The organism is Crinalium epipsammum PCC 9333, assembly GCF_000317495.1.
In the GTDB taxonomy this organism is placed as follows: domain Bacteria; phylum Cyanobacteriota; class Cyanobacteriia; order Cyanobacteriales; family PCC-9333; genus Crinalium; species Crinalium epipsammum.
On record NC_019753.1, the window covers coordinates 3,841,304 to 3,865,948 of the forward strand.

Below are 24,645 nucleotides of genomic sequence, written 5' to 3' on the forward strand. Positions count from 1 at the left end.
GGGACAAAGAGGAAAAGATGAAAGTCTACACCGACATCATAACTCTATACAGAAAACACCAAGTCCTACTGCCCTGGTGTGGGGTTAAAAGCACACAGACAACCTAATAACAGGTTGCCCCCATACGCAAGAATGACTATCGAACGTATGAAGCGGGGGTGAAAGCGGCTCAGATGGTAATAGCTGAAAGCATCTACCGCAAGCAATGTTCCAAGGGTAGAACAAACGAAGTGTCGATGAGCCACCGTAACAATCCAACAGGGTAAATAAGCTAATGGGTACTATAAACACTCAACCCCTGTGTCAGAAACATCTGACAAAGGTAAGGACTAACAGTATCGTTCGACCTAGTTAGCACACCACCTAGACCCTCGGTGGAGAGACACGCCCTAAAGAACATATCAATGGATGTCAGGAACGAAGTAACCCTCTAGTGCGCTCCTTGTTAAGTCAATTAGTAAGGTAGGTAGTCAACCAGAAGCTACTTAGAGGGTGGGATGGTTCAAAAAGCAAATGCCAAGCCTGAATTAACAGGCAATGCCGTAAAAGGGATGGCGTAATTGCCTGGATAAGCTGACGTGAATCGCAATGTGTAAACGCTAGAGATTCAAGTAGCAATGTATAAGCCTAATTCAGATTCACAATTGAATACTGAGGGATGGAAGGATATCAATTGGCGCAAAGTCGAGCGATACGTCTTCAAGTTGCAAAAGCGTATCTATGCTGCTTCTCGTTGTGGCAATGTCAAACTTGTACGCAAACTCCAAAAAACGCTGATGAGGTCTTGGTCTAATAGAGTTCTATCAGTACGAAGGGTAACACAAGAAAATCAAGGTAAGAAGACGGCAGGAGTGGATGGAGTTAAATCACTGTCCCCAGAAGCACGCCTAAAACTTGTAAGGGAATTAAAGCTAACTGGCAAGTCTAAACCCACAAGACGGGTATGGATACCAAAACCAGGAACAGACGAAAAGCGCCCGCTTGGTATTCCCACTATGTACGACAGAGCTTTACAAGCTGTAGTTAAGGCTACCCTTGAGCCTGAATGGGAAGCTTTCTTTGAGCCAAACAGCTACGGTTTTCGACCAGGAAGGTCATGTCACGATGCGGTTAATCAAGTCAAAAAAGCAATAATGCAAAAGGCTAAATACGTGCTAGACGCGGATATAGCCAAATGCTTTGACCGCATCAACCATGAGAAACTGCTCCAAAAGTTGAACACAAAAGGTAAGGTCAGGCAACAAATAAAAGCTTGGTTGAAATCTGGAGTGGTAGACCAAGGAAGCTTTACTGCTACATCTGAGGGTACGCCACAAGGTGGAGTCATTTCTCCGCTCTTGGCTAACATTGCCCTTCACGGAATGGAAGAAAGGATAAAACAAGAATTCCCTAGAATGTCACACTCAGGAAGGGAAACTTGGTATCACAAAAAGGGTGAGGAATTCCCAACACCCGATGTTATCCGGTACGCGGATGATTTTGTGATATTCCATCAGAACAAAACCGTTGTCCAGAGATGTCGAGATATAATCTCGAATTGGTTAAGTGATATTGGCTTACAGTTGAAACCTGAAAAGACGAGGCTAAGTCATTCGCTCAATCCTGAGTTGAGTGACGATGGTATTGCGGGGTTCGATTTCCTCGGACACCACATACAACAATACCCGACTGGTAAATACCGATGTACGAGGGATAGCAAAGGTAGGATATTAGGTTTTAATACTCTCATCACCCCATCGAAGAAGGCGAGTAAGGTTCACCTTGAGGAAATCGGAAGAATCATCAAAAAACATAGGTCATCGCCTCAATCGGCGTTAATCAAAGACCTTAACCCTGTAATAAGGGGATGGACTTCTTACTACTCAAACTCTGATGCACAAACAGTCGGAGAACTATCACGACAAGATTACCTCACATACCTGAAACTTCGTAGATGGGCAAAACGCCGATGTAAAAATGCCAAGAAAGCAAGCAGCAAGTATTGGACGACCATCGGCAACAACAACTGGGTATTCGCAACCAAGGAGGGAAAAGCGAACCCCCTCCGGTTACTTACGCATTCTGAATTTGGCAGCAGTAGCACTGAATACGTCAAGGTTAAAGGCGATAAAAGCCCGTTCGACGGCGACCTAGTTTATTGGAGTTCAAGAGTTGGAACGCACCCTGAATTGTCAAGTCGAAAGGCTAAGTTGTTAAAACAACAAAAGGGTAAATGTACCAAGTGCGGATTAAGCTTTCAGAATTGGGATGTCTTAGAAGTAGACCACATCATACCTAAAGCCCTTGGCGGTAGGGATGAATGGAAGAATCTACAACTATTGCATCGGCACTGCCACGACGAAAAGACCGCTATTGACCTAATAGAAATTCGGAAGAAACAACACTCCAAAAACCTTGAACAATTAGCCCAACAATGGGATAAAAATGAATGGGAGTGGGTTGACGATGTTCCAGTAATATTAGGACGAAAGAACGGTTCAGAAAATCCTAGTTCTAAACAAACTGGGGAACAATTCAAGCTTGATTTTACAGAAGTTTGGAAGAAAGGCATAAAAGGGGAAACCCTCACAGAAGAAGAAGAAAAACTTTTTCGAGTGCTGCTGAACTAAGGTCAATAGGAAGTCCCTCTGACAACGGGAGACACATTGAGTAGCCGTGTGCGGTGAAAGTCGCAAGCACGGTTTCGGATGGGAGGGGGAGGTTAGTAATAACTTCTCTCGACCCTAACCAGTTTGGGTGACGTAAGAGGTGAATACCGCATTGAGACGCTGCTTGGTACACACTTCCGAATGCTTCTCTAGTTCGGACTATTTGTAAGCATAATTGGTTCTTGCGTTGGGTAAAGCCAAGACATCTTAGCAGCGTTGCGGGAGGAGACTTAAACGGGTTTGCTGGTTCCTGGGATTATATCCACTTAAAAACCAGCATTAAACGTAAAGCCGATGCTCAAAGCACGGGGTTTCAAATCAAATTTTTCTGATGATTGAACTACTAGATATTAAACGAGAAGTCGATACGTTGTGCGATCGCCTGGGTAAAACCCAGGACTATCTTTGACGTTCCTGCCCTAACCGCTAAAATTCAAGACCTAGAACAGTTAGGATCTCAACCAGATTTTTGGGATAACCAAGCCGAAGCCCAAAAAACCCTGCAAGAACTTAACGATTTAAAATCGCACCTCCAGCAATTTGAGCAGTGGAAAAACAGCTTAGAAGATGCCAAAGCCGTAATCGAACTGCTGGAATTAGAAGCTGATGAATCACTCCTACAAGAAGCCCAAACCAATATCACCAAATTAAACCAAGAGCTTGAGCGTTGGGAGTTAGAACAGCTTTTATCCGGTCTTTACGATGCCAAAGGAGCAGTACTAACTATAAATGCTGGTGCAGGAGGTACAGATGCCCAAGACTGGGCAGAAATGCTGCTGAGAATGTACACTCGTTGGGGAGAACGTCACGGTTATAAAGTCCACCTCGCCGAAATTTCTGAAGGAGATGAAGCAGGACTTAAATCTGTCACCATAGAAATAGATGGGCGTTATGCCTACGGCTACCTCCGGTCAGAAAAAGGCACTCATCGCTTAGTCAGGATTTCACCATTCAATGCCAACGGCAAGCGACAAACCAGCTTTGCAGGCGTAGAAATAATGCCACTGATCGATAACTCAGTGCAACTAGACATTCCTGATAAAGATTTAGAAATCACGACTTCCCGTGCTGGTGGTAAAGGTGGGCAAAACGTTAATAAAGTTGAAACTGCGGTGCGAATCGTTCACCTTCCCACAGGCATTGCCGTGCGCTGTACCCAAGAACGTAGTCAACTACAAAACAAAGAAAAAGCCCTCGTTATCCTGAAAGCCAAACTGCTAATCATTGCCCAAGAACAACGCGCTCAAGAAGTAGCGGAAATTAGAGGTGACATGGTAGAAGCAGCTTGGGGCAACCAAATCCGTAACTACGTCTTCCATCCCTACCAGTTAGTCAAAGACTTACGCACTGGTGTGGAAACCACTGCTGTTACAGACATTCTTAACGGCGAACTCGATTTATTTATCGAAGCTTACCTGCGTCAAGAAAATCAGTTAACCTAATAGCAAGTTTTTAGGGTGGGCAATACCCACCCCCCCTACAAACTAATTTGATACAAGCTGTTACATTAAATGAGTAGCTACTTAAGCAAACTCCAAACTACTGATATTTTTAGGAAAATCTTACCTAATACTTCCAATCCTGACTTTGTGTGAGGTTTGGTTGACACACTTTAAACCCAACTTTTAGCAAAGCAACAGGTAAGCGCAAATATTTCTTTCCTAAAAAGGAATTTAACAACAGCATCAGCTACTACTACAATTTTTTGAGCTAAAGCAACCCCCTATTATTTATGAGCAATCCATCCTCGGTATCTAAAACAACAGCATCAGATGTTGATGCTGCCAGCACTGAATCAAAATCGGCGGCACAGGAGCCTCAAGCAAGTTATGTCAAATTGGCAATGCGGAACATGGTGCGTAAGCGTGGCACTTCTCTTTATCATTTCTTTTTGACAACTGTAGGTCTTTTGACAGTCCTCATCGGTCTAGCCTATCTTACTCGTTAGCCACACGAAATTAAGCTAGGGAGACTCAAAATGGTGGAAGTAGAAGTTACTGTACAAGATTGTTTCAACAACAATTTTCCGTTGGAAACTGTTAATGACACATCCAACAATGTGATTACGGATACAAATTGGGAAAATTGGTTTCAACAATGGTTAGAAACTTTGTATACAGAACTACCGATAGCTACAGGTTATGAACTGAGCATCCGCTTAACTGACGATCCAGAAATTCAATCACTCAATGCCCAGTATCGTCAAAAAGATCAGCCTACGGACGTTTTAGCTTTTGCTGCTCTGGAAGTAGACTACCCTCAACTGCCAATGGAGTTGTTGAAGTCTATGCCCCTTTACCTTGGCGACATTGTGATTTCAATTGATACAGCCCAACGGCAAGCACAACAACAGGGGCATTCATTAACCACAGAATTAGCATGGTTAGCTGCTCACGGTTTGCTGCATCTAATCGGCTGGGATCATCCTGATGGAGCTAGTCTGCTTAGAATGTTAAATCAGCAAGAAAAATTGCTCAAGGTAGTTGGGTTGAAGATCTCATTTCTATAGATATCTCAGCTACAATTTGTACGATGAGTTTTCTTACAAATTATTTGATTACTAATGGAGGTTACGGTTTATGGTGATGAAACTAGATCAGCCAGTCATTCCTTTTAGATCTATCAATACACCTGATATATCTGATATATCTGAAGAACTTTCAATCTTTACCTCAGATCTATCTGAATCAATGGCTACACCCAACCGTGATTTAGCATGGAAAATTGCTCCCAACTTGCTAATTAGTTTCAAATATGCTTGGGCTGGATTGCGCTATGCCTTTGTCACACAACGTAATTTTAGGATACATACCTTAATTGGTGTGCTGGCAATTAGCCTTGGTGTATTTTTGCATTTAAAACCAATAGAATTATCTATAATTGGGATCACAATTGGGCTGGTGCTGGCGCTGGAATTATTAAATACAGCAATTGAGTCTGTTGTTGACTTAACTGTTAAGCAGTCATACCACGAACTTGCTAAAATTGCTAAAGACTGTGCAGCAGGTGCAGTGCTAATTTCAGCATTAGCAGCTTTGTTAGTAGCAGGTACACTGCTGCTACCGCCACTATTAACTGTTATAAAATCCGCTTTGTAATACAAAAAGATTAAAAAGGCTAATTTTAGCTTGACAATTCTCTTAAAATTAACTTGTGTGAAACAAGTGCAAGATAAATTCAACAATAGAAAAGCAATTAGCCTTCAGTTTTTTTTTGCATCTTGCCAAAGGAGTTAGAATAATTGATTTTTGTTATTGATAACTATGATAGCTTCACTTACAATTTGGTACAGTACTTAGGAGAATTAGGTAATCAGTTACCAGTTGCTGCTGAGATTCAGGTTTACCGTAATGATCAAATCTCCTTAGAGCAAATTCGTAAGCTGCAACCAGATGCAATTGTAATTTCTCCAGGTCCAGGTCGTCCAGAAGATGCTGGTGTTTCTCTAGAGATAATTCAACAATTAGGGGCAACTGTACCCATTTTAGGTGTTTGTCTGGGGCATCAAAGTATTGGTGAGGTGTTTGGCGGAAAAGTTGTTTCTGCTCCAACTTTAATGCACGGTAAAACTTCAGAAATTTATCATACAAATGTTGGTGTTTTCCGTAACTTAGAAAATCCCTTTACTGCTACCCGCTATCATAGTTTGATAATTGAACGGCAAACTTGTCCAGATATTCTGGAAATTACGGCTTGGGTGGATGATGGCACAATTATGGGTGTAAGACACCGGAACTATCCGCACGTTGAAGGAGTCCAATTTCATCCAGAGAGTATCCTGACTTCTTCAGGAAAACTGTTATTGCGGAATTTTCTGGAATCACTTCCAGTTCCAGCAATAAGCTCTTAGCTGTTAATTATTAGCAAGAGCGCCTCAATTGATTGTAATTATCAAATTAAATGGTAGATTACAGATCGCTCAAGCTAATGGCTAATTGCTACTTACTAATTGCTTTAACAATTTACAACTGATGATGAAACGGCGACAGTTGATCCGCTATGCTGGGGCAAGTTTGCTGACAGTGGTAGGGACAGGCTTGGTTTCTGGATTGCAGACTTCTCAAGCGCAAACAAATAATTTTCTGACAGTCCAATGGCTAGGGCATAGCTGCTTTTTGTTTACTAGCAATGGTAAGCGAGTTTTAGTAAATCCTTTTGAAAAATTGGGTTGTACAGCTAAATATCGTTCACCTAAAGTAGCGGCTGATTTGGTGCTACTCAGCAGCTTGCTATTAGATGAAGGATCTGTAAAAGATTTGCCTGGAAATCCCAAGATTATATATGAACCTGGAGCCTACGAGTTTGAGGGGATACAGCTTCAAGGTATTAGTATTGACCACGATCGCACTGGTGGTAGACAGTTTGGAACCAATGTAGCATGGCGCTGGCAACAAGCAGGGATTAATATCCTACACTTGGGAGGGGCAGCAGCACCAATTAATGATGATCAGAAAATTTTGATGGGTAGCCCAGATTTGCTTCTAATTCCCGTTGGAGGAGGTATTAAAACTTATAATCCTCAAGAGGCAAATCAGGCAATTAGCTCACTAAATCCTAAAGTAGTAATTCCTACTCAATACCGGACAAAAGCGGCTAATGCCAATAGTTGCGATCTTGCTTTGGTAGATAATTTCTTGCAGTTGAGGGATAAAACTTCAGTCCGTCAGATTAATAGTGACAAGCTCGCAATTAAGCCAACTGATTTACCTAAGAGTGGCACAGTGATTAGAGTTTTAAGTTACAAGATTTAGTAAGTAGGTGGGTAAAAATCAACTTACTTGGCAGAGAGGGAGGGGGGAGGAGAGAGGAGAGAGGAGTATAAATACCTGCGCTACTCTTGCCCCCTCCCCGCATATTCGGGGAGGGTTGGGGAGGGGTATACTACACTTTAAGCCTATCTTTCAAACTGCTTTTAAGAGATTTTAACCGCAGATAAACGCAGATAAATGCAGATATTTTCTGTGATTAATTATTTTTAGGATAAGCTCTTAGATGCAAATTGCTGTAAGTTTAATTATGCCTATCTAATTAACAGTAATATTAATAAGCTGATAATTTAGGCTGATTATTCAAAATTGATACTTCAAAATAAAAATTTAGTAGCTATGCAAGCAGAATATTCCCAGCGTCGTGAACAGTTGATGGCTAAAATTGGCAACGGAACTGCAATTTTTCGCAGTGCGCCTGTAGCTGTGATGCACAATGATGTGGAGTATAATTTTCGCCAAGATAGTGATTTCTTTTACTTGACGGGTTTTAATGAACCGCAAGCTGTAGCGGTGTTAGCGCCTCACCATAAAGAACACAAATTTATTTTATTTGTCCAACCCAAGGAACGGGAAAAAGAAATCTGGAGGGGTTATCGGGTGGGTGTGGAAGGTGCAAAGGAATTTTTTGGCGCAGATGAAGCTTATCCGATTACGGAACTAGATGAAAAGTTACCTCAGTATTTAGAGAAGGCAGATCAGATCTACTACCATGTAGGACGCGATCGCACTTTTAACGATACGATCATCAAACACTGGCAACGCTTGCTGGCTGGTTATCCTAAGCGTGGTACTGGACCAATTGCGATCGCAGATACATCACTAATTCTCCACCCACTGCGGCAAGTAAAAACACCTGCCGAGTTAGGTTTAATGCGTAAAGCTGCGACTATTTCAGCAGAAGCACACAATCATGCACGGGAATTTACTCAACCAGGGCGTTATGAGTATGAAATTCAAGCAGAATTAGAACATATTTTTCGCTTGCGGGGGGCGATGGGACCAGCGTATCCTTCAATTGTGGCATCTGGTGCGAATGCTTGCATACTGCACTACATTGAAAACAATTGCCAGGTAAAAGATCAGGATTTACTACTGATTGATGCTGGTTGTGCTTATGATTATTACAACGCTGATATTACTCGCACCTTTCCGGTAGGTGGTAAATTTACACCAGAACAAAAAACGATTTATGAGCTTGTTTTAGAAGCACAGCTTAGTGCGATCGCAGAAGTTAAACCTGGTAATACCTATAAGGATGTTCACTCAATTGCTGTGCGGGTAATCACTGAAGGTTTAGTTGAGTTAGGACTTCTTGCTGGTGAAATAGACAAGTTAATCGAAGAGGAAAAACATCGAGCATTCTTTATGCACGGTACAGGACATTGGTTAGGTTTAGATGTCCATGATGCAGGTGTATACAAACATGGAGAAGAAACTTGGTACACCTTGCAACCTGGTAATGTAATTACGGTAGAACCAGGTATTTATATTGGATTGGATCTACAACCTGCTGAAGGACAACCGGATATTGATCCGCGTTGGCGAGGAATTGGTATTCGGATCGAAGATGATGTATTAGTAACAGCAGAAGGCAATGAAGTATTAACGGCTGCGGTTCCTAAGTCAGTGCAGGAGATGGAACACTAAGCCTGTGTAATTTTGCTTAAGCTTGATGTTGATTGTTAATTATTGATTGATAATTGTTAATTGTTAATTGTTAATTGTTAATTGTATAAGGGGGAGAAAATGGTTGAGCAAGTTTTGAGTCATTCTTCCTCTGAACAGGTGGAATTTCAACGTCTGCAAGCACAGTTACGCGCTCGCTGGCAAAGCCTTGATGGATTAGAGGACAGTGACGGCGATATTTTAGTTATTCCCTCGGTGAGTTTAGATCAGCGAGAACTGAGAAAAATTGAGGGTCAAATTCATTATGAAGAAAGGTTACTATTTTCTTTAATTCGCCTGTGGAATCCCCGCACCAGGCTAATTTATGTTACTTCTCAGCCGTTGCCACCTATAGTAATTGATTACTATTTACAATTATTACCAGGAATTCCATTTTCCCATGCACGCGATCGCTTGCTACTATTCTCTACTTATGATTCCTCCCTCAAACCACTGACGCAAAAAATTTTAGAGCGTCCCCGCTTAATGGAGCGCATACGGAAGGCATTGCGACCAGATAATTCTTTTATGATCTGCTACAATTCCACCGAATTAGAGCGAGATTTGGCAGTACAACTAGAAGTACCTTTATTTGCGCTAGATCCCGAATTGTTGTACTGGGGTACTAAAAGTGGCAGTCGCCAAATTTTTGCTGAGTGCGGTGTTCCTCTTCCTGATGGTTGCGAGAGAGTTTGGAATGGAGAAGATTTGGCAGAAGCAGCAGCAGATTTGTGGGAACGCCAGCCAAGTTTGCAACGAATGGTAGTTAAACTTAACGAAGGATTTTCTGGTGAAGGAAATGCCATTTTAGATCTTAGACCGCTAGAAAACCTAGTCCCAGGTAAAGCTGACCATGCACAACGAGTAATAGCAATTCGCGATCGCTTTCAGAATTTAGGCTTTCAAGCTAAAGCTGAAACTTGGGACAATTTTTCTAGTCGCATCCCAGAATTAGGGGCAATTGTCGAAGCATTTATTGAAGGAGAAGAAAAGCGATCGCCTAGTGTACAAGGTCGTATTACACCTCAAGGAGAAGTTGAAATCCTTTCAACTCACGACCAAATATTAGGTGGACCAGATGGTCAAATTTTTCTCGGTTGTAAATTTCCCGCCGATGAAACCTACCGCTTACGCTTACAAGATTTAGGATTAAAAATTGGGCGAAATTTAGCTAAAAAAGGTGCTTTAGAACGCTTCGGTATAGATTTTATGGCGGTGCGTCATACAGATAAACATGGTAATACAGATTGGGATCTGCAAGCTATAGAAATCAACCTGCGTAAAGGTGGCACTACCCATCCGTTTATGACTTTGAAGTTTTTAACCAACGGTCGTTATGACCTTTCCACTGGTTTATTTTATAGTCAACAAGGTCGTCCCAAATATTATGTTGCCTCTGATAACTTGCATAAAGAACGCTATCGAGGTTTACTACCTAATGATTTGATGGATATCATTGCACACCATAGATTGCACTTTGATACCAGTACTGAAACAGGGACAGTATTTCATCTCATGGGTTGCTTATCGGAGTTTGGGAAATTGGGATTAACCAGTATTGGTGATTCACTACAGCAGGCAGAGGATATCTATAACAAAGTTGTTAAAGTTCTCGACGAAGAGACGCGCAGCACTGCCAGTCCTAAATCGTGGGTTTCATACTGTAGCCCTCCCATTGCTTGGAGTGGTACACGGTAAACAAATCTCAAATTAATTGGCTGTTACAGCGTATCTGAAAAATAATTAATCAACCTCTCATGCGAATGTAGAGGCGTACAGTGCTACGTCTCTACAAAGGTTCTTAGCCTGGGCTTAATTTTTTGGTATCCATAGATACACTATGAGGGTTTATTTAGGTATATATCCGTAGGCAGATTTTTCGATAGTGATGTATGCTGAAAGAATGAATCATACGGGGTAATCCATTATGGCTATTGCTTCTAGCAATAATACTTACCAAGAGGAGTTACTAAGGCTTTGGGGTAGTAAAGTAACTAAACTCACACCACAACAGGCGCAACTGGTGGTTGAAATTTTGCGAGATCTAGAACAACGAAAACAGCGCTGTTTGCAGCTTGCATAAATGGCATTTAATAATTAACTCAAATTAAGGCTGTTCTAAACTTATAATTACTACAGCAATATTACTTATGGAGTTGAAGTAGCAAGCTAGAGGCTTCTACTAAATATACTGATAATTTATTTTTTATTTACTGGGGGCATTTTGCCCATGTATGAAGCAAGCTAAATTTTTAAACAATAATCCCAAAGCTGATAGCTTTGGGATTATTAATTTGATAATAAATATTATATTCAGTTGATAAATATAATTAATTCCAGAGCTATATTAAACCGCTCATCTTAGCTAGCCAAACGTTCTGCATTTGGAGCTTGCAAAATGGTTACTAACTGCTCAACGCCCCTTTGCAGATGGCGCGTTACTGTCATTGGACTTACTCCAATTCGCTTTGCTGCTTCCTTACGAGGTAACTCGCGCAAAAACACATACTCAATTGCTGCTTGAGTTTTTTCTTCTAAGTGGCTTAAAGCACCTTCTAACTGATGTCTATCTTCTTCAAAATGCCGCATAGCTTGGTCGTGGGGATCGGGCAGTGTTTCTCCTAAAGTCACTGGATAATCCATTGTCTGACCAATCGTAGCATCCAAACTTAAAGGTAAACGATTTTGAGCCGCAGACTTACTTTCACGCCATTCTTGAACAGAGACATTCAGTGCTTCAGCAATTTCAGCATCTCTAGGCGCTCTACCTAAAGTACAAAATAACTCGTGACGGACTTTTTGACCTTCTTTTTGCAGTTCTTGCCAACGACGAGGAATTTTAACTACACTTCCTTTATCACGTAGAAAATGCAGAATCTCGCCACGAATATAAGGTACGGCAAAAGAACTAAAAGCGCAGCCTTGATTGGGATTAAACCGCTCTATCGCTCTAATTAAACCAAAATAACCAATTTGTTCTAAATCTTGATAAGGTTCCGCACACTGATAGCTAATTCGATGAGCAATTTGGCGCACCAGCCCAGCATTCATCAACACCAGTCGATTGCGAAGGGCAACTGAAGGATTTTGGTGGTAAGCAATCAAAAGATTTATTGAGTTTGAGCGGGAAGGGGATTGAGTCGCCATCATCAAAATGCCTCTGTGGGTCGAAACCTATTTCATTTAAGAATTAGGAAAGAGCGGAATCATTTGTTTTGAGTCTAAATTTATTCTCTAAATGTCTAGAGATATACGCCATAGTCGTTTTACTGAATTAACCGTAGCTACTGTTACAAGCTTCCGTAGAAATACGCAAATTGAGTTTTACGTTTAATTACGTTTACCTTCTTAATTCTATAATTTTATGCTTGGAAGCATCAACCAAAAGGCAGATTATAGAGTAAAGCTAACTTTAAAAAAGTAGATTATAATAGGAGAGTATGCAGTTGAGAAAAAATGATACAAAACACAACTTAAAATCGGAACATTTCTGTTTGGAGTTGTGGATTTAATTAGTGAAGTTGTTGAGTCAACATGGTTGTTGGAGTTGATCTAAGATAGCGATCGCTGATTCAACACTAGCGAATATGCAAGGATATACGTCAAAATCAAGATGATTAGTAAGTTTTTTTTGTTAACTTTTTGTAAACTTCCGAGGAAGCCACATGAGTAATACCAGCAACTTCCGTGAAGCGATTCGTGACGCGAGAGGTCAATCGCTCATTGGTCGTAACGTCATAGCTAATGCTCTTCCATACGTCGGTGGTGGTTTAGTATTAACCGCTCTAGGTACTTACGGTGGAATTAGAGTTCTAGCTGCCAACCCAGAGTTATTTTTCCCTACTTTTTGGGTTGCCTTAATTGCAGAATTGGTTCTGTTCTTCGTTGCTCGTGGCGTTGCCGAAAGCGGTAAAAATGGCATTGCCTTACCACTTCTGGCTACCTACAGTTTACTATCTGGCTATACCCTGAGTGGTTTAGTATCTCTTGCTTTAGGGACTAGCGGCGTTGGTATTGGGGGAATTGCTATAGCTGCCCTTGGCTGTGGCGTTACCTTTATCGTTGCGCGACCGATTGGTTCTAATTTGTCCGAGCAAGACGGTATGGCATTAACCAAAACTATACAGCTTGGTGTGATAGCCTTGCTGGTTGTTTTGGTGGGTCAACTGCTGTTTTCCGTTTTTGGTATCTACACTCCTACCTGGTTAGAAATTGCCATTTCAGGTTTTGGTGTGTTTCTGTTTGCAGGTGTGGCTGTGGTAGATTTTTACATCCTACCCCGTACCTATCGTGACGATCAGTATTTGCCTGCTGCTCTATCAATGTATTTGACATACATTAATCTGTTTGTGTTTATTCTGCGGTTGTTAATTGCTATCAATAGTCGTGATTAAATGTTAACGGATTATATCGCTTGTATCTAATGCGGAGATTTTGGTAATCCCAGGTTAAAATTTAAAGCCGTGGTTTTATTTAACCACGGCTTTTTTATAGCAAAGCTCACAGCTTACTAGCGAGATTTTAGATCAGCGATCGCACCCATAGTAACTTGCGCGATCGCTTGATCGGTAGCTTTAGGTAAGTGGTAATACTTACCTCCTGCTTGTTTTGCTAATTCCTTAGCAAACCCAGTAGAAATAAACTTATTCTCCGTATCTATTACCAAAAGCTGAATGCCTACGCCACGAACTTTTGTAGCAATATCTAACAATTCTGCTTTGATATCTGGCTTTTCTCCTTCAGGTATTGGTTCACCCAAAGAACGAGCTAAAGGAATATTACCTCGTCCATCAGTAATTGCCACAATCACAACTTGACCAACATCACCGGACATTTGAGCATTCATCCCAACGCGCACCGCCTGCGTTAAACCATGCGCTAGAGGTGAACCACCGCCACAAGGTAAACGTTCTAAACGTGATTTAGCTAAAGCAATTGAACGAGTAGGGGGTAAAAGTACCTCTGCTTGTTCTCCTCTAAATGGAATTAATGCTACTTGGTCACGGTTTTGATAAGCTTCTGTCAGTAGGCGCATGACTGCACCTTTCGCTGATTGCATCCGATTAAGCGCCATTGAACCAGAAGCATCAACTACAAATACAACTAACGCACCTGCTTTTCTAGCTAACCGCTTTCCGCGAATATCACCTTGTTCAACAATAACTTTACGATTTGGTTGACGTTCACGGCGAGATTTTTGATAAGGCGCAGCAGCGCGGAGAGTAGCATCAACTGCAATTCTCCTTACTTTACCTTTAGGTAATACTGGTTTAACGTAACGTCCGCGATCTTCAGAAAAGATTAAACTACGACTACCAGATTTGCCTTGTCTTTGCGATCGCTGTGCAAAATAAAGTACATCCTCATCAATAATCACACCTTCTGGATCGAAGATAAATTCTTCGGGAATATCAGGTGCTTCTTGTTCTTGTTGTTCAGAATTATCTTCTTCCTCTTCTTGATCTTCCTGCTGATCTTGTTCTTGTGGAGATTGATCTTGGGGTTGTGGTGGTGGCGGAGGTGGTGGCGGTGTTTCTTCTGGCGGTGTTTGTACAACTGTTGCTCTAGGTACAATTACCAACTCTACAGCCCGACGCAAATCGTCAGCATTAACCTTATTACGTCCATCCAAAGCTGCTGCTGCTTTCGCTACCCGCAAAGCAAATAGTTCTGCGCGATGTCCTTGCACACCTCCACGAATCGCTTCATTGACTAGATAGGCAATTTGATCCCTAGTAATTTGGACATCTTTGAGCCATTCTCGCGCTAAGAGAATTTGGGTTTTGAGATTATCAATTTCTTCGTCGTATTGCTCTAAAAATGCTTGGGGAGATCTAGAGTATTCTATTGCTTGATCTACAGCTTGTACTCGTTCATCCAAACCTAATACACCATCTGCGGAAAGTGTAATCGCAATGCGATCGAGTAAATGTTCTCGCAGTGGGGCTTCTTCTGGGTTATAAGTGGCAACTAATAACGGCTTGCAGGGATGCTGAAAACTAATGCCTTCGCGCTCAATTTGATTACGCCCTTCAGTTAAGCTTGTGAGCAGCAAATTAGCAATTTGGTCATCTAGCAGGTTAATTTCATCTATATATAAAACACCACGATTTGCTTGCGCTAATAATCCAGGTTGAAATACTGTTTCTCCAAGTTTGACAGACTTTTCTACATCTACAGAACCTATTAGTCTGTCTTCTGTGGTTCCCAAAGGAATTTGCACAAACGGGGCAGGGATAACTTCTGTGGGGAGGTCAACTTCATTATCTCCGTTGATGGAGGGGGAGTTGTGAGCTTGTGATAACAGGTCGTCGTCCCACTCACTGGGGTTATTAGGATCGCAGTTGCTAATGGAACCTTTGACTACTTCGATGGGAGGGAGTAAAGAGTGCAGGGCGCGTGCCATCACAGATTTGGCAGTACCGCGACGACCTGCGATCGCCACCCCTCCCAGCCCTGGATCAACTGCTGCTAACAGCAACGCTATTTTGATGGCTTCTTGTCCCACAACCGCAGTTAAGGGAAAGGCAGTAATTGTAGGGTTAGTAGTAGGGGCAGGCATTTTTGTAATTTTAGCAAGTCCAGTATTTCAGCATATCAAGTCTGGGGAGGGTTGGGGAGGGAAAGGAGAGGAGAGAGGAGGGAGGATTTAATAAATTAGCTTTTGGCTTTGAATAAGGGGGATTATTTTTTAACGCAAAGGATCGCAAAGATATAAGGTTAAAAGTTTGGTTTTGTGCATTTAATTATCTAACTGTATGGTGTGTTAGGCACGGGCGATCGCTTCAAGATTTTAACTACTTAATCCTATCAACTGTGCCTAACGCCGATGCGATCGCGTTGACCTCAGAAAAAATCTTTAAAAAGATCTTGACATTCTAAAAAAAGTATGATGATATATATTCAGACAGCAAAAATATTTGCAATATCAAAAGCAAGATGTTGATTGTTGTCTCAATTTGAGGATTTTTATTATCCTGCAAATCGCCAGGTTATCCCTTTGGCTGAGTATTTAGCATTAAGGGTGTTTATAAAATTAAATGCGCTTTCCTAGTGTCTAATCAGACATTTAGCTAAGTATTCATTCAAATGGTTAACCTGACGATTTACAGGATAGTTAAAATCCTCCATCTGAGACTTTAATCAAATAAAGGCGAAGGTAGCAATTATATTCTTAGGGTTCTTTTTAAGAAGCTTCTGAGCTATTTTGCGCTACCGCTAGATATGTTGTAGATATTAGATGTTGTCTAGTCAACCCTATCTAAACCTAGACAATGATCGACAATCAAGCCACTTTCACTGGAAAAACTAACCAGAATAAACTTTCAACTGAACAAAGCAGCCACAAAAAGCTTTTAGCTTACTTAGCATGGGATATCCAGAATGTTAAATCTAAACAGAAGAATTTACCAAGCTTGGGAAGTGATTTGTTAGAAGTTTGTGGACAAAAATGGCGTTTGACTTCCAAAAATGTTTTCTATAACTCCCAGAAAAAGAACGAAACTGATGCTAAGGATGTATTAGAAGGTATGGGGTTTAAATGTATTAATGTTCCTGATAATTCAAAAAATGGTGTAGACAAAACATTAATATATTATTGTACTAAACAATTTACCCGCAAGCCTTCTCCTGATATATTTGTTCTTGTTTTAGGAGATTGGGATTATGCAGGATTAATTTCCATTCTTCAGGCTGCGGGTAAAAAAGTCATAATATTTGCTCAACGAGGCAGTGAAAGTAAAAAACTGATTAACCTTGTTGATGAATTTTATTTTATCGATCAATTACCTCAACTCATAGGAAGTAAAGCTGCTTAATTTGATTAGAGTTAATGAAAGCGGAGCCTTGATAGATTCGTTACCAGGTTGAACCTGGTAACGAGTATAAGGATCGGATAGTATATAATAAAAATGAATTGTAGAGGTAGTATGAATCAAATAGTTTTAGAAAATGTTAATCCTAATTTAGTGGAAAAATTGCAAATCTTGGCAAATAAGCACAACCGAAGTTTAGAGGATGAAATAAAAGTCATTATTGCACAGGTAGCTGAAGCTGAAGTTATTGAAGAAAAAAATGATATTGCTACAGCTTGGTCAAAAATTGAAGAAGCCCGTCAGCGTCATTCTGGACAAGTATTTAGTGATAGTGTCGAACTTTTACGTGAGGAAAGAAATCGTTGACTAAGATTGTAGTTGATGCCAATGTTGCTATTAAGTTAGTTTTGCCTGAAATCCACTCATCAGAAGCTTGGCGGTTAAGAAATATTAATTACGAATTGTTAGTGCCAGATTTTTTCTTTCCTGAAATTGGTAATATCTTATGGAAACGAGTGCGCCGAGGTGAGATGACTCTAGATGATGCTAAGAATGATTTAGCAGCACTGTCAGCATTACCTTGGCAAGTTGGTTTATCTTTATCTTTAATGCCTTTAGCATTAGAAATTGCTACTAGAGTCGATCAAGCTGTTTATGACTGTGTATATTTAGCTTTAGCTGTGACTAATAATTGTCAAATGGTGACAGCCGATGAAAGATTTTATAATGCTCTTAGTAAGGATTCTCTGTTTCCCCATCTTTGTTGGATAGAAAACTTACCGTGATAATTAATAACTGCAATTAATCAATTTGATTATAGAAGGCAGAGCTTTGATAAATTCGTTCTCAGGTTCAACCTGGAAACGAGAGGAACGAGAGGATAGAAAAATTTTTTTAAATGAAACCGCTTATAGCGGTTTTTGCTGTCTTTATAAGAAAATACATTAGCAACCAAAATATAGATAAAATGCACAAACTTCTAACATTCAAAGATGAAAAGTTACTGCGCCGTGCGCTTACTCACCGTTCTTATGTCAGCGAAAACCCTGGAGAATGTGAAGATAATGAACGGCTAGAATTTTTGGGTGATGCGTTGTTGACTTTTTTAAGTGGCGAGTATCTTTACCGTCGTCATCCCAAAATGACGGAAGATGAATTAACTCGTAGACGTTCAGCATTAGTAGATGAGAAACAATTAGCCAAATTTGCGATCGCAGTAGGTATAGATTTGAGAATGCGCTTGGGAAAAGGTGCAATTTTAGATGGTGGTTATCAAAATGCTAATTTAATCAGTAGCACTTTTGAAGCTGTTGTTGGTGCTTATTATTTGGATAATAATTCAGATATTGAAGCTGTCCGCGCTTGTGTGGAACCTTTGTTTGATTTAGTACCAGAAAGTTCTGCTTTGTCTGTTGTTACTGTCGATGCTAAAAATCGTTTTCAGCAATGGGTACAGACGAATATTACTCCCAAGCCTCCAAAATACGTTACTGTTTCCGCAGGAGGAACGGCGCACGATCCGCAATTTATTTCTCAAGTGTATGTAGGTGAGAAAGTATATGGAGAAGGGAGGGGGCGCAGTAAAAAAGACGCGGAGAAGCAGGCGGCGGAGAATGCACTAGGTAAGGTGAAAAAACAACGGGTATTTTAGAGATTAGGATTAAGTTTGATCACTAAGTTTTTTGATCCTAACTTAAGTAGTAGTTGAGTTATTACTTTAGAGTCTTGTAATGCCAAGTTAATAGCTCAACACTCAAAGTAGGCTGCAACAGCCAAGTTTAGGAGTGTTGGGATATGAAACCAAAAGATATTGTAGGTTTATTTAAAGAAACATTAAAGGAATGGCAGGAAGATAAGGCAGCAAGGTTAGCGGCAGCGTTATCTTATTACACCGCGTTTTCGATCGCACCTTTGTTAATTATCGTAATTGCGATCGCAGCTTTAGTATTAGGTCAAGATGCAGCCCAAGGCGAAATTGTCAAACAACTTAAAGGTTTGATTGGGCTTCAGGGTGCTGAAGCTATTCAGGAAATGATTAAAAATTCCCAGAAGCCAACAGAGGGAATAATTGCCACTGTCATCAGTTTTATCATCTTGATTTTTGGTGCAACTGGTGTTTTCGCTGAGTTACAAGATTCTCTCAATACTATTTGGGAAGTTGCACCCAAGCCAGGACAAGGGGTAAAAGCTGTCGTAAAAACCCGCTTTAGATCCTTTGCAATGATACTAGGTATTGGTTTTATACTACTGGTATCGCTGGTTTTAAGTAGTGTTTTGGTAGGAGTCAGCAATTATTTTGGTAATTATCTACCTGATGTTGTCCTCATTGCTAGAATTGCAAATTTGGTGATATCTTTCGGTGTGATCACAGTGTTATTTGCAATGATCTACAGAGTGTTACCAGATGTAGAAATTGCTTGGGGTGACGTTTGGTTAGGCGCAGCAATTACTTCTCTATTGTTCTCTATTGGTAAATGGGGAATTGGGCTTTATTTAGGTAATAGCAGCGTTGGTTCTACTTATGGTGCTGCTGGTTCTTTTGTTGTCTTTTTATTATGGGTAAATTATTCAGCACAAATTCTCTTTTTTGGTGCAGAATTTACCCAAGTTTACGCTAATAAATATGGTTCGCAAATACGCCCAGCTAAGAATGCCGTCCCACTTACAGAGGATGCGAGAGCTAATCTAGGAATACCCCACAGTGATGAGTTGGAATCTGCTGCTGAACAAGATGATAGCGCTCGTTCCAGAACGTCTACTGCTGTTAGAGAACGCAGAAATCACAAAAAATCAGTAAACCCAATTCTGATCGGACTCAGTACGGTTGTAGGTATTTCTAAACAGTTGTCTCAAATAGTTAAACCAAAAAAAAATAACAGGAGGAATAGAAGATAACAGTAACAACTATAAAACTGCCCCCAAAACGTTGCCTGTTGAGGGGAGCAAAGTTTTATATAAAAAATTGTGATTGAGAGCAAGAAATTTAATTTTTTAACTAATTTGATGGTTGCTAGAGCTAAATCTTGAGATTACATTTTTCTTCTAAAACTTTAACCTTCAATGGCAAAATTACCCTAAATATTGAACCAACACCTACTTGGGAACTTACCTCAATTTTGCCTTGAAGTAGTTGTACTAACCGCGAAACAATAGCTAGTCCTAAACCTGTACTATTGGGGATAAAAGATTGGTTATCGCCAACTACTCGAAAGTAAGGATCAAAAATATTTTCTAGGTCGATTTCATTAATACCAACTCCCGTATCTATGACGGCAATTAACCAATCTTCATCAGATAACGACTGTGAAACTAATTTGATATTTCCAAATTCTGTATAACGAATTGCATTACTGAGTAGATTAGTAACAATTTGTTGTAAACGCAAAGGGTCTGTTAAAGCTTGCTTAGGCGCATCATCTAAATCAATTTCTAGTTGAAGCTCTTTTTCTACTGCCAAAGGTTTAACTATATCGACAACGTTATTAATTAAAGCCTGCACATCGGTTGATACTGGCTGAAGTTTCATCTTTCCCTCTTCATAACGGGAAATTTCCAGCGCATCATTAATTAGGTGTAGTAATTGTCTACCACTACTTAATACGCGCTCGATGTGTCCCAGGTTAGGAAGGGAATCTTTAATCTCAGAATTCTGCTTTTGTTGTCTAATGAATAAATCTGAATAGCCAATTATAGAAGTTAGGGGAGTTTTTAATTCATGTGCTAAATGAGATAGGTTTTCTTTACTTGCATGAACTAAACGAGTAAGTTCTTGATTAGTAAGTTTTAATTGGCTTTGCAAATCTTCTAATTCTCGCAATCTTTCTTGTGTATAAGTTTTAAAACCTCTAGCAATAACTTCATCTAGTGCTGTATCAATCAAACGAACTGCTCTAATTACTTCTTTTGATGATCCTTTAATTAAATCAGGCTCTATATTAGCAAATATTATCCAACGTAATAAGCGATATTCCCGCGCAATTTCTTCAGCCTCATAACCTTGTTTAGCTCTAAGAGTACCGTGTTCTAAGCCTTTTTCGACAATTGTTTTAATATCATTGTCTTCAGATGGAGACAACATTTTAGAGATAGCCTGTAAAACAATCGGGACGCTATCGCGTATAGCTTTGTATGTTAGCTCTTTAGCTGTCTCAATCTGCTCATCTTGACGAACTGCTTCAACCCACTGCTTTACAATCGTGTCAATTTTATTGAGTAGAGCTAAACTAAAATCTATCATGGCTCAGGCATAATTAATCTTAATGGAGCAAAACCTCTAGAGCTAAATAAACTTCAGTAATTCTTAGATAATCAACTTAAAGAGGTATTTTATTAAATTAGATTTAAATTGTGCGATCGCTCAACTCCCCAAAGAGAGATAGCATCTCGGTAGATAGTTTTGATTTATCAATATCAATTCATTTATAAATTTGATTCAAAGTATTTTTGCTTTTCAAACTGGTTTTATTAATAATGAAAAACCAAGCTTCGTAGTAATTTCATTATTATCCAACACTGAGCGACCCAAAAAGTTATATATATCTTACGAGTGATGTAAAAATTTATAAATTAGTATCAAAACAGTATATATAGATACTTTAATTCTATCCAACTTGAGGTAGATACTAAAAGCTTTAATTAAACGTTACTTTGGTTTTGTTGTCAAATTAATATTTGTATGGTTACTTCAGCCAAACTGCTAAAAGACGTTTTTTCCTGTCCAGAAGAATCTAATTTTTATTCACACTGCTTAGAAACATTAGTATTAAGTCATTGTAGTAACTCTGAAGTAATCATTGAATTTGGCTCAGGTGATGGTAGTCCAGTAATTAACTCTTTAATAAAATCTGAATTTGATGGGACTATCTATGGATACGAATTAAATAATTTAGCATGGCGTTTGGCACAATCTACGATTAAAGAACATCAATTAGATCATAAATATGTAGTTTCTAACGGTTCTTTTTTTGAACTACCTAAGCCGGAAGCAAAATATTTAATCTCAAATCCTCCCTACCTACCTGCTTTGGACAATAATCTTCTTCAGCCTTTGTTACATGGCGGAGCAGATGGTAGCGAAATTTCTAGAAAACTGCTATCCCTAAATTATCAAAATGTCCTGCTTTTAGTTGCCAGCTACTCTAATCCCAAAGGGTTAATTAAGTATGCTAAGTCACAAGGATACTCGGTTGCTAATTTTGTAGTTTATCCTGTTCCATTTGGCTATTACAGTTCAGAATCAAAAGTCAAAGATACGATCAAAGAACTCAGACAGAAAGATATGGCTTTTTATTCAGAGAATATGTATTTATTAGCAGGGGCATTATTTACTAAGCAACATCAAGCTACAGGAGATTTATCTCAAGAGTTGATGAAATTAATTACCTGTTTATAAAAAGAACCCTTCCCCTCGGTGCATAATCCTTCTTCAGGTCGTTGTTGCCTCAAACAGGCCCATCAAGAAGGTGGTCTTCAATAGTTCTTCAATAGTAGGCTTTCCCCAACTCGCTTGAGCAATACAAGCTTCTTGACCAGATTGCAGAAGCAAAATGATGCAATGCCCGCCAGGTTTATGGCAAACATTGATTGACTTAATGCTTGAAAGAGGAAAATCAGTCGTTTTGCACATAAATAGCTGCTGCTGAGTGATGCTAACCCAATCTCTTGCTTTGTCAAAGTCACAGGTATAAGTCCGTTCATCAATGAAAATAGCACAAGCATAATAAACCATCACTATTGCAAACATGACTAGAAACCCGTTACTCAGAGGATGACTCGGCGACCAGCCTCCTGAGCGAATCTGAAGTGAAGTTTGATTTGAATCTTTGATGAATTTTTGAATTTCAGAGGTTGCACTATTGCTGGAAGAATCATAAAACAATTGAATTTCACCAATCTGTGTCTGCACAATAGTAAGGGAGGAATTACAGGCCCCGCGCCTCTTCCCACGGCTATAGTCACAGAGGCTTCCGTGTCTGACTGCTTGTAAGGTAATCGGTTGTTCAAGTTGCCAGTTCCCCAGCATATTTCGGATGAGTTTGCATTGAGACAGAGTTCCATTACGTCGGCAACTAATTTCTGGCACGATAGCGCCGCTCAAAATCGCCCCAGCACCTATAAGCAAGCAACATCCCATCGCTAAACGCCTACCAATTTGCTGATGTTCTACTACTAATTTAGTTTCAGTTTTCTTCAGAATATTCATGATTCAATGTCACCTCATCTTCCACAAGAAGGATGCTTCTATCTAACAGTAGTCATCACTATATTCCCAAACATGATCAAATTTAGTAGTTTTGATGACTATCTGCTCTGACTTGTCGATAAAACCGTACTAAGAAGCTATCGAAAAAGTGCTTTTGTCGGGAAGATGGTCACTGGGTTTTATGGTAAGTCCTGTCAAACAATTTTGTATTTTACGTTTAATTTGATTGATGTAATTTAAAAGTAAAAAGGAAGAATGATTAATTCTTCCCTTTGATGCGTGGAACAATAACTTATTGGTCTATGAAAGCAAAACTTGTGATTGTTTGTCCGCTTTAATAGATGAAGATTCAGCTTGTTCAGCAACGCGAGCCGATCGCACAATTGCTGCACCTGCGCGATCGCCCATTAGCTTTTCCTGATCGTACCCCAGTAACAGTTCCCATGCTTGCTCAGGATACATATCCGCCAAGGGTAAAGCTACATCATCCAACATCCAGCGACCGTGACGTTCATCTTCTCTAATATGCAACTCCCAATAACCCATTGCTGCTTCTGATAATCCCAAATTCTGCGCTGCGGCGAGATAATTTCTATATGCAGCAGGTCCCGCAACTTCAAAATATGTCAGTCCACCGTTGTAGCGTAGGTAATAGCGTTTGCACTCGGTCATCAAGAAGTTATGATTGGCAGAAGCTAAGACTTCCCAAGGTACTAAATCAAAATAGCCTTCTGGTTCGGTATTCATTTCAAACTCAGTCAGCATTTGAGCAAAATAAGTAGAATGCTTGCGGGAAAGACGACCATTGCCATACTCTTCCATTAGCACCCGCGTCAGCATACACTGAATATCATTAGCTGCACCACCCAAGATGCGAGAAAGGCGACTACCTTCAACTAAGCCATCAAAAGAACCAATTGCTAGTACGCGACGATAACCAGCTTCGGTCATTTGTTCTCGTAAGTAACGGCTATCATCACTTAAAGCTGGATCTAAGTCAGCAGCACCACGTTCAGTTATTGCTTGCTTAACATTAGCTTGTTGCAGTTCTTCTAGATTGAAATGTGCTAACTCCCACTCCTGCCAAGCTTCCTCAATGCGATCGCGGATATTTTTTAAATAGTTGGAACGTTCGTTAGTGTAGCGTCGCAGATCGTCAAACCAAAACAAGTTTAAGCGATTAATCCGATAAAGTACTCGCTGTAGAAATAAATGCGCTGCATCATCGCTGTTTGTTGCTTGGTAGGCATTTTTGAGTGCGTATGCGATCGCGCTTTCAAATTTACTGACAATTTCTGGTTTTGCAATTACTTTGCGATCTAAATCCGCTAATTCCACCAGTTCAATGAATTGCTGTTCAGCCTGCTGATAGTTAATCGCTGTTAGCTGATGAGCTTTACTATTTTCCTCGAATCTAGTGCTAGGATCAACTATGTTAGTAAGCATGAAATCTAATTATTCTGCTAAATTTACGTCTGCTGATGTAACTCACCAACAAAATTTTTATTGCTATGTTTGTAATAAAGATAACTATTATTGTTAACCCC

Annotated in this window: 22 protein-coding genes; 17 read left to right on the top strand and 5 right to left on the bottom strand. The window is 40.0% G+C overall.

The annotated features are described in order from the left end of the window. Positions 1–617: 617 nt before the first annotated feature. The 10 genes from ltrA to CRI9333_RS26840 all read left to right on the top strand — a co-directional run bounded on the left by ltrA (position 618) and on the right by CRI9333_RS26840 (position 11,165). A complete protein-coding gene (gene ltrA, locus CRI9333_RS16765) occupies positions 618–2,609 on the top strand; it encodes a group II intron reverse transcriptase/maturase (RefSeq protein WP_015203844.1) in 1,992 nt (663 codons plus the stop codon). 370 nt (positions 2,610–2,979) lie between these two features. After that, positions 2,980–4,090, top strand: a protein-coding gene (prfB, locus tag CRI9333_RS16770) for a peptide chain release factor 2 (RefSeq protein ID WP_390370024.1) whose coding sequence is annotated in 2 segments (ribosomal slippage) — positions 2,980–3,054 and positions 3,056–4,090 — 1,110 coding nt in all. Because the reading frame shifts where the segments join, the coding sequence is not laid out codon by codon here. 290 nt (positions 4,091–4,380) lie between these two features. Further along, positions 4,381–4,596 carry a DUF3285 domain-containing protein gene (locus tag CRI9333_RS16775; protein WP_015204363.1) on the top strand — a complete coding sequence of 72 codons (216 nt, stop codon included), beginning with the start codon at positions 4,381–4,383 and terminating at the stop codon, positions 4,594–4,596. A 30-nt stretch (positions 4,597–4,626) separates the two neighbouring features. Beyond that, positions 4,627–5,157, top strand: coding sequence for an rRNA maturation RNase YbeY (ybeY, locus tag CRI9333_RS16780; protein ID WP_015204364.1), 531 nt, complete (start codon positions 4,627–4,629; stop codon positions 5,155–5,157). Positions 5,158–5,233: 76 nt separating this feature from the next. Beyond that, complete coding sequence (locus tag CRI9333_RS16785; protein ID WP_041226760.1) at positions 5,234–5,746, top strand: diacylglycerol kinase family protein; 513 nt, start codon at positions 5,234–5,236, stop codon at positions 5,744–5,746. Between the two features lie 143 nt (positions 5,747–5,889). Beyond that, positions 5,890–6,498, top strand: a complete 609-nt coding sequence (locus CRI9333_RS16790) for an anthranilate synthase component II (protein WP_015204366.1) — start codon at positions 5,890–5,892, stop codon at positions 6,496–6,498. Positions 6,499–6,622: 124 nt separating this feature from the next. After that, positions 6,623–7,399 carry an MBL fold metallo-hydrolase gene (locus tag CRI9333_RS16795; RefSeq protein ID WP_015204367.1) on the top strand — a complete coding sequence of 259 codons (777 nt, stop codon included), beginning with the start codon at positions 6,623–6,625 and terminating at the stop codon, positions 7,397–7,399. Between the two features lie 354 nt (positions 7,400–7,753). Further along, entirely contained in the window at positions 7,754–9,064 is a 1,311-nt protein-coding gene (locus CRI9333_RS16800; RefSeq protein ID WP_015204368.1) for an aminopeptidase P N-terminal domain-containing protein, read from the top strand. Between the two features lie 99 nt (positions 9,065–9,163). Beyond that, positions 9,164–10,780, top strand: a complete 1,617-nt coding sequence (locus CRI9333_RS16805; RefSeq protein ID WP_015204369.1) for a peptide ligase PGM1-related protein — start codon at positions 9,164–9,166, stop codon at positions 10,778–10,780. Positions 10,781–11,009: 229 nt separating this feature from the next. After that, entirely contained in the window at positions 11,010–11,165 is a 156-nt protein-coding gene (locus CRI9333_RS26840) for a hypothetical protein (protein WP_015204370.1), read from the top strand. A gap of 278 nt (positions 11,166–11,443) precedes the next feature. Here CRI9333_RS26840 and CRI9333_RS16810 read toward each other — a convergent pair whose 3' ends face one another. After that, positions 11,444–12,229 carry an RNA polymerase sigma factor SigF gene (locus CRI9333_RS16810; protein ID WP_015204371.1) on the bottom strand — a complete coding sequence of 262 codons (786 nt, stop codon included), beginning with the start codon at positions 12,227–12,229 and terminating at the stop codon, positions 11,444–11,446. A gap of 518 nt (positions 12,230–12,747) precedes the next feature. Between CRI9333_RS16810 and CRI9333_RS16815 the strand changes: the two genes are divergently transcribed. Next, positions 12,748–13,476 carry a Bax inhibitor-1/YccA family protein gene (locus tag CRI9333_RS16815; RefSeq protein WP_015204372.1) on the top strand — a complete coding sequence of 243 codons (729 nt, stop codon included), beginning with the start codon at positions 12,748–12,750 and terminating at the stop codon, positions 13,474–13,476. 116 nt (positions 13,477–13,592) lie between these two features. Here the strand turns inward: CRI9333_RS16815 and bchD are convergent, their stop codons facing one another. Continuing rightward, positions 13,593–15,644 (bottom strand): magnesium chelatase ATPase subunit D, encoded by a 2,052-nt coding sequence (bchD, locus tag CRI9333_RS16820; protein ID WP_015204373.1) that lies wholly within the window; start codon positions 15,642–15,644, stop codon positions 13,593–13,595. A 712-nt stretch (positions 15,645–16,356) separates the two neighbouring features. On the opposite strand from bchD, the gene CRI9333_RS16825 reads away from it, so the two are divergent. The 5 genes from CRI9333_RS16825 to CRI9333_RS16845 all read left to right on the top strand — a co-directional run bounded on the left by CRI9333_RS16825 (position 16,357) and on the right by CRI9333_RS16845 (position 19,791). Further along, positions 16,357–16,899 (top strand): NYN domain-containing protein, encoded by a 543-nt coding sequence (locus CRI9333_RS16825; RefSeq protein ID WP_015204374.1) that lies wholly within the window; start codon positions 16,357–16,359, stop codon positions 16,897–16,899. Between the two features lie 111 nt (positions 16,900–17,010). Beyond that, positions 17,011–17,262 carry a hypothetical protein gene (locus tag CRI9333_RS16830; protein ID WP_015204375.1) on the top strand — a complete coding sequence of 84 codons (252 nt, stop codon included), beginning with the start codon at positions 17,011–17,013 and terminating at the stop codon, positions 17,260–17,262. Further along, on the top strand, positions 17,259–17,681 hold the full coding sequence (locus CRI9333_RS16835; RefSeq protein ID WP_015204376.1) for a type II toxin-antitoxin system VapC family toxin: 423 nt from the start codon (positions 17,259–17,261) through the stop codon (positions 17,679–17,681). Before CRI9333_RS16830 ends, CRI9333_RS16835 begins: the two co-directional genes overlap by 4 nt. A gap of 182 nt (positions 17,682–17,863) precedes the next feature. Continuing rightward, on the top strand, positions 17,864–18,547 hold the full coding sequence (rnc, locus tag CRI9333_RS16840) for a ribonuclease III (RefSeq protein WP_015204377.1): 684 nt from the start codon (positions 17,864–17,866) through the stop codon (positions 18,545–18,547). A 143-nt stretch (positions 18,548–18,690) separates the two neighbouring features. Beyond that, positions 18,691–19,791, top strand: coding sequence for a YihY/virulence factor BrkB family protein (locus CRI9333_RS16845; RefSeq protein WP_015204378.1), 1,101 nt, complete (start codon positions 18,691–18,693; stop codon positions 19,789–19,791). A gap of 121 nt (positions 19,792–19,912) precedes the next feature. Here the strand turns inward: CRI9333_RS16845 and CRI9333_RS16850 are convergent, their stop codons facing one another. Beyond that, positions 19,913–21,133, bottom strand: a complete 1,221-nt coding sequence (locus CRI9333_RS16850; RefSeq protein ID WP_015204379.1) for a sensor histidine kinase — start codon at positions 21,131–21,133, stop codon at positions 19,913–19,915. Positions 21,134–21,571: 438 nt separating this feature from the next. Here CRI9333_RS16850 and CRI9333_RS16855 point away from each other — a divergent pair, with 438 nt between their 5' ends. After that, on the top strand, positions 21,572–22,288 hold the full coding sequence (locus CRI9333_RS16855; RefSeq protein ID WP_015204380.1) for a methyltransferase: 717 nt from the start codon (positions 21,572–21,574) through the stop codon (positions 22,286–22,288). 33 nt (positions 22,289–22,321) lie between these two features. Here CRI9333_RS16855 and CRI9333_RS16860 read toward each other — a convergent pair whose 3' ends face one another. Further along, positions 22,322–23,098: a hypothetical protein gene (locus CRI9333_RS16860; RefSeq protein WP_015204381.1), complete on the bottom strand. Its 777-nt coding sequence runs from the start codon at positions 23,096–23,098 to the stop codon at positions 22,322–22,324. 300 nt (positions 23,099–23,398) lie between these two features. Next, entirely contained in the window at positions 23,399–24,544 is a 1,146-nt protein-coding gene (locus CRI9333_RS16865; protein WP_015204382.1) for an iron-containing redox enzyme family protein, read from the bottom strand. Positions 24,545–24,645: the final 101 nt, after the last annotated feature.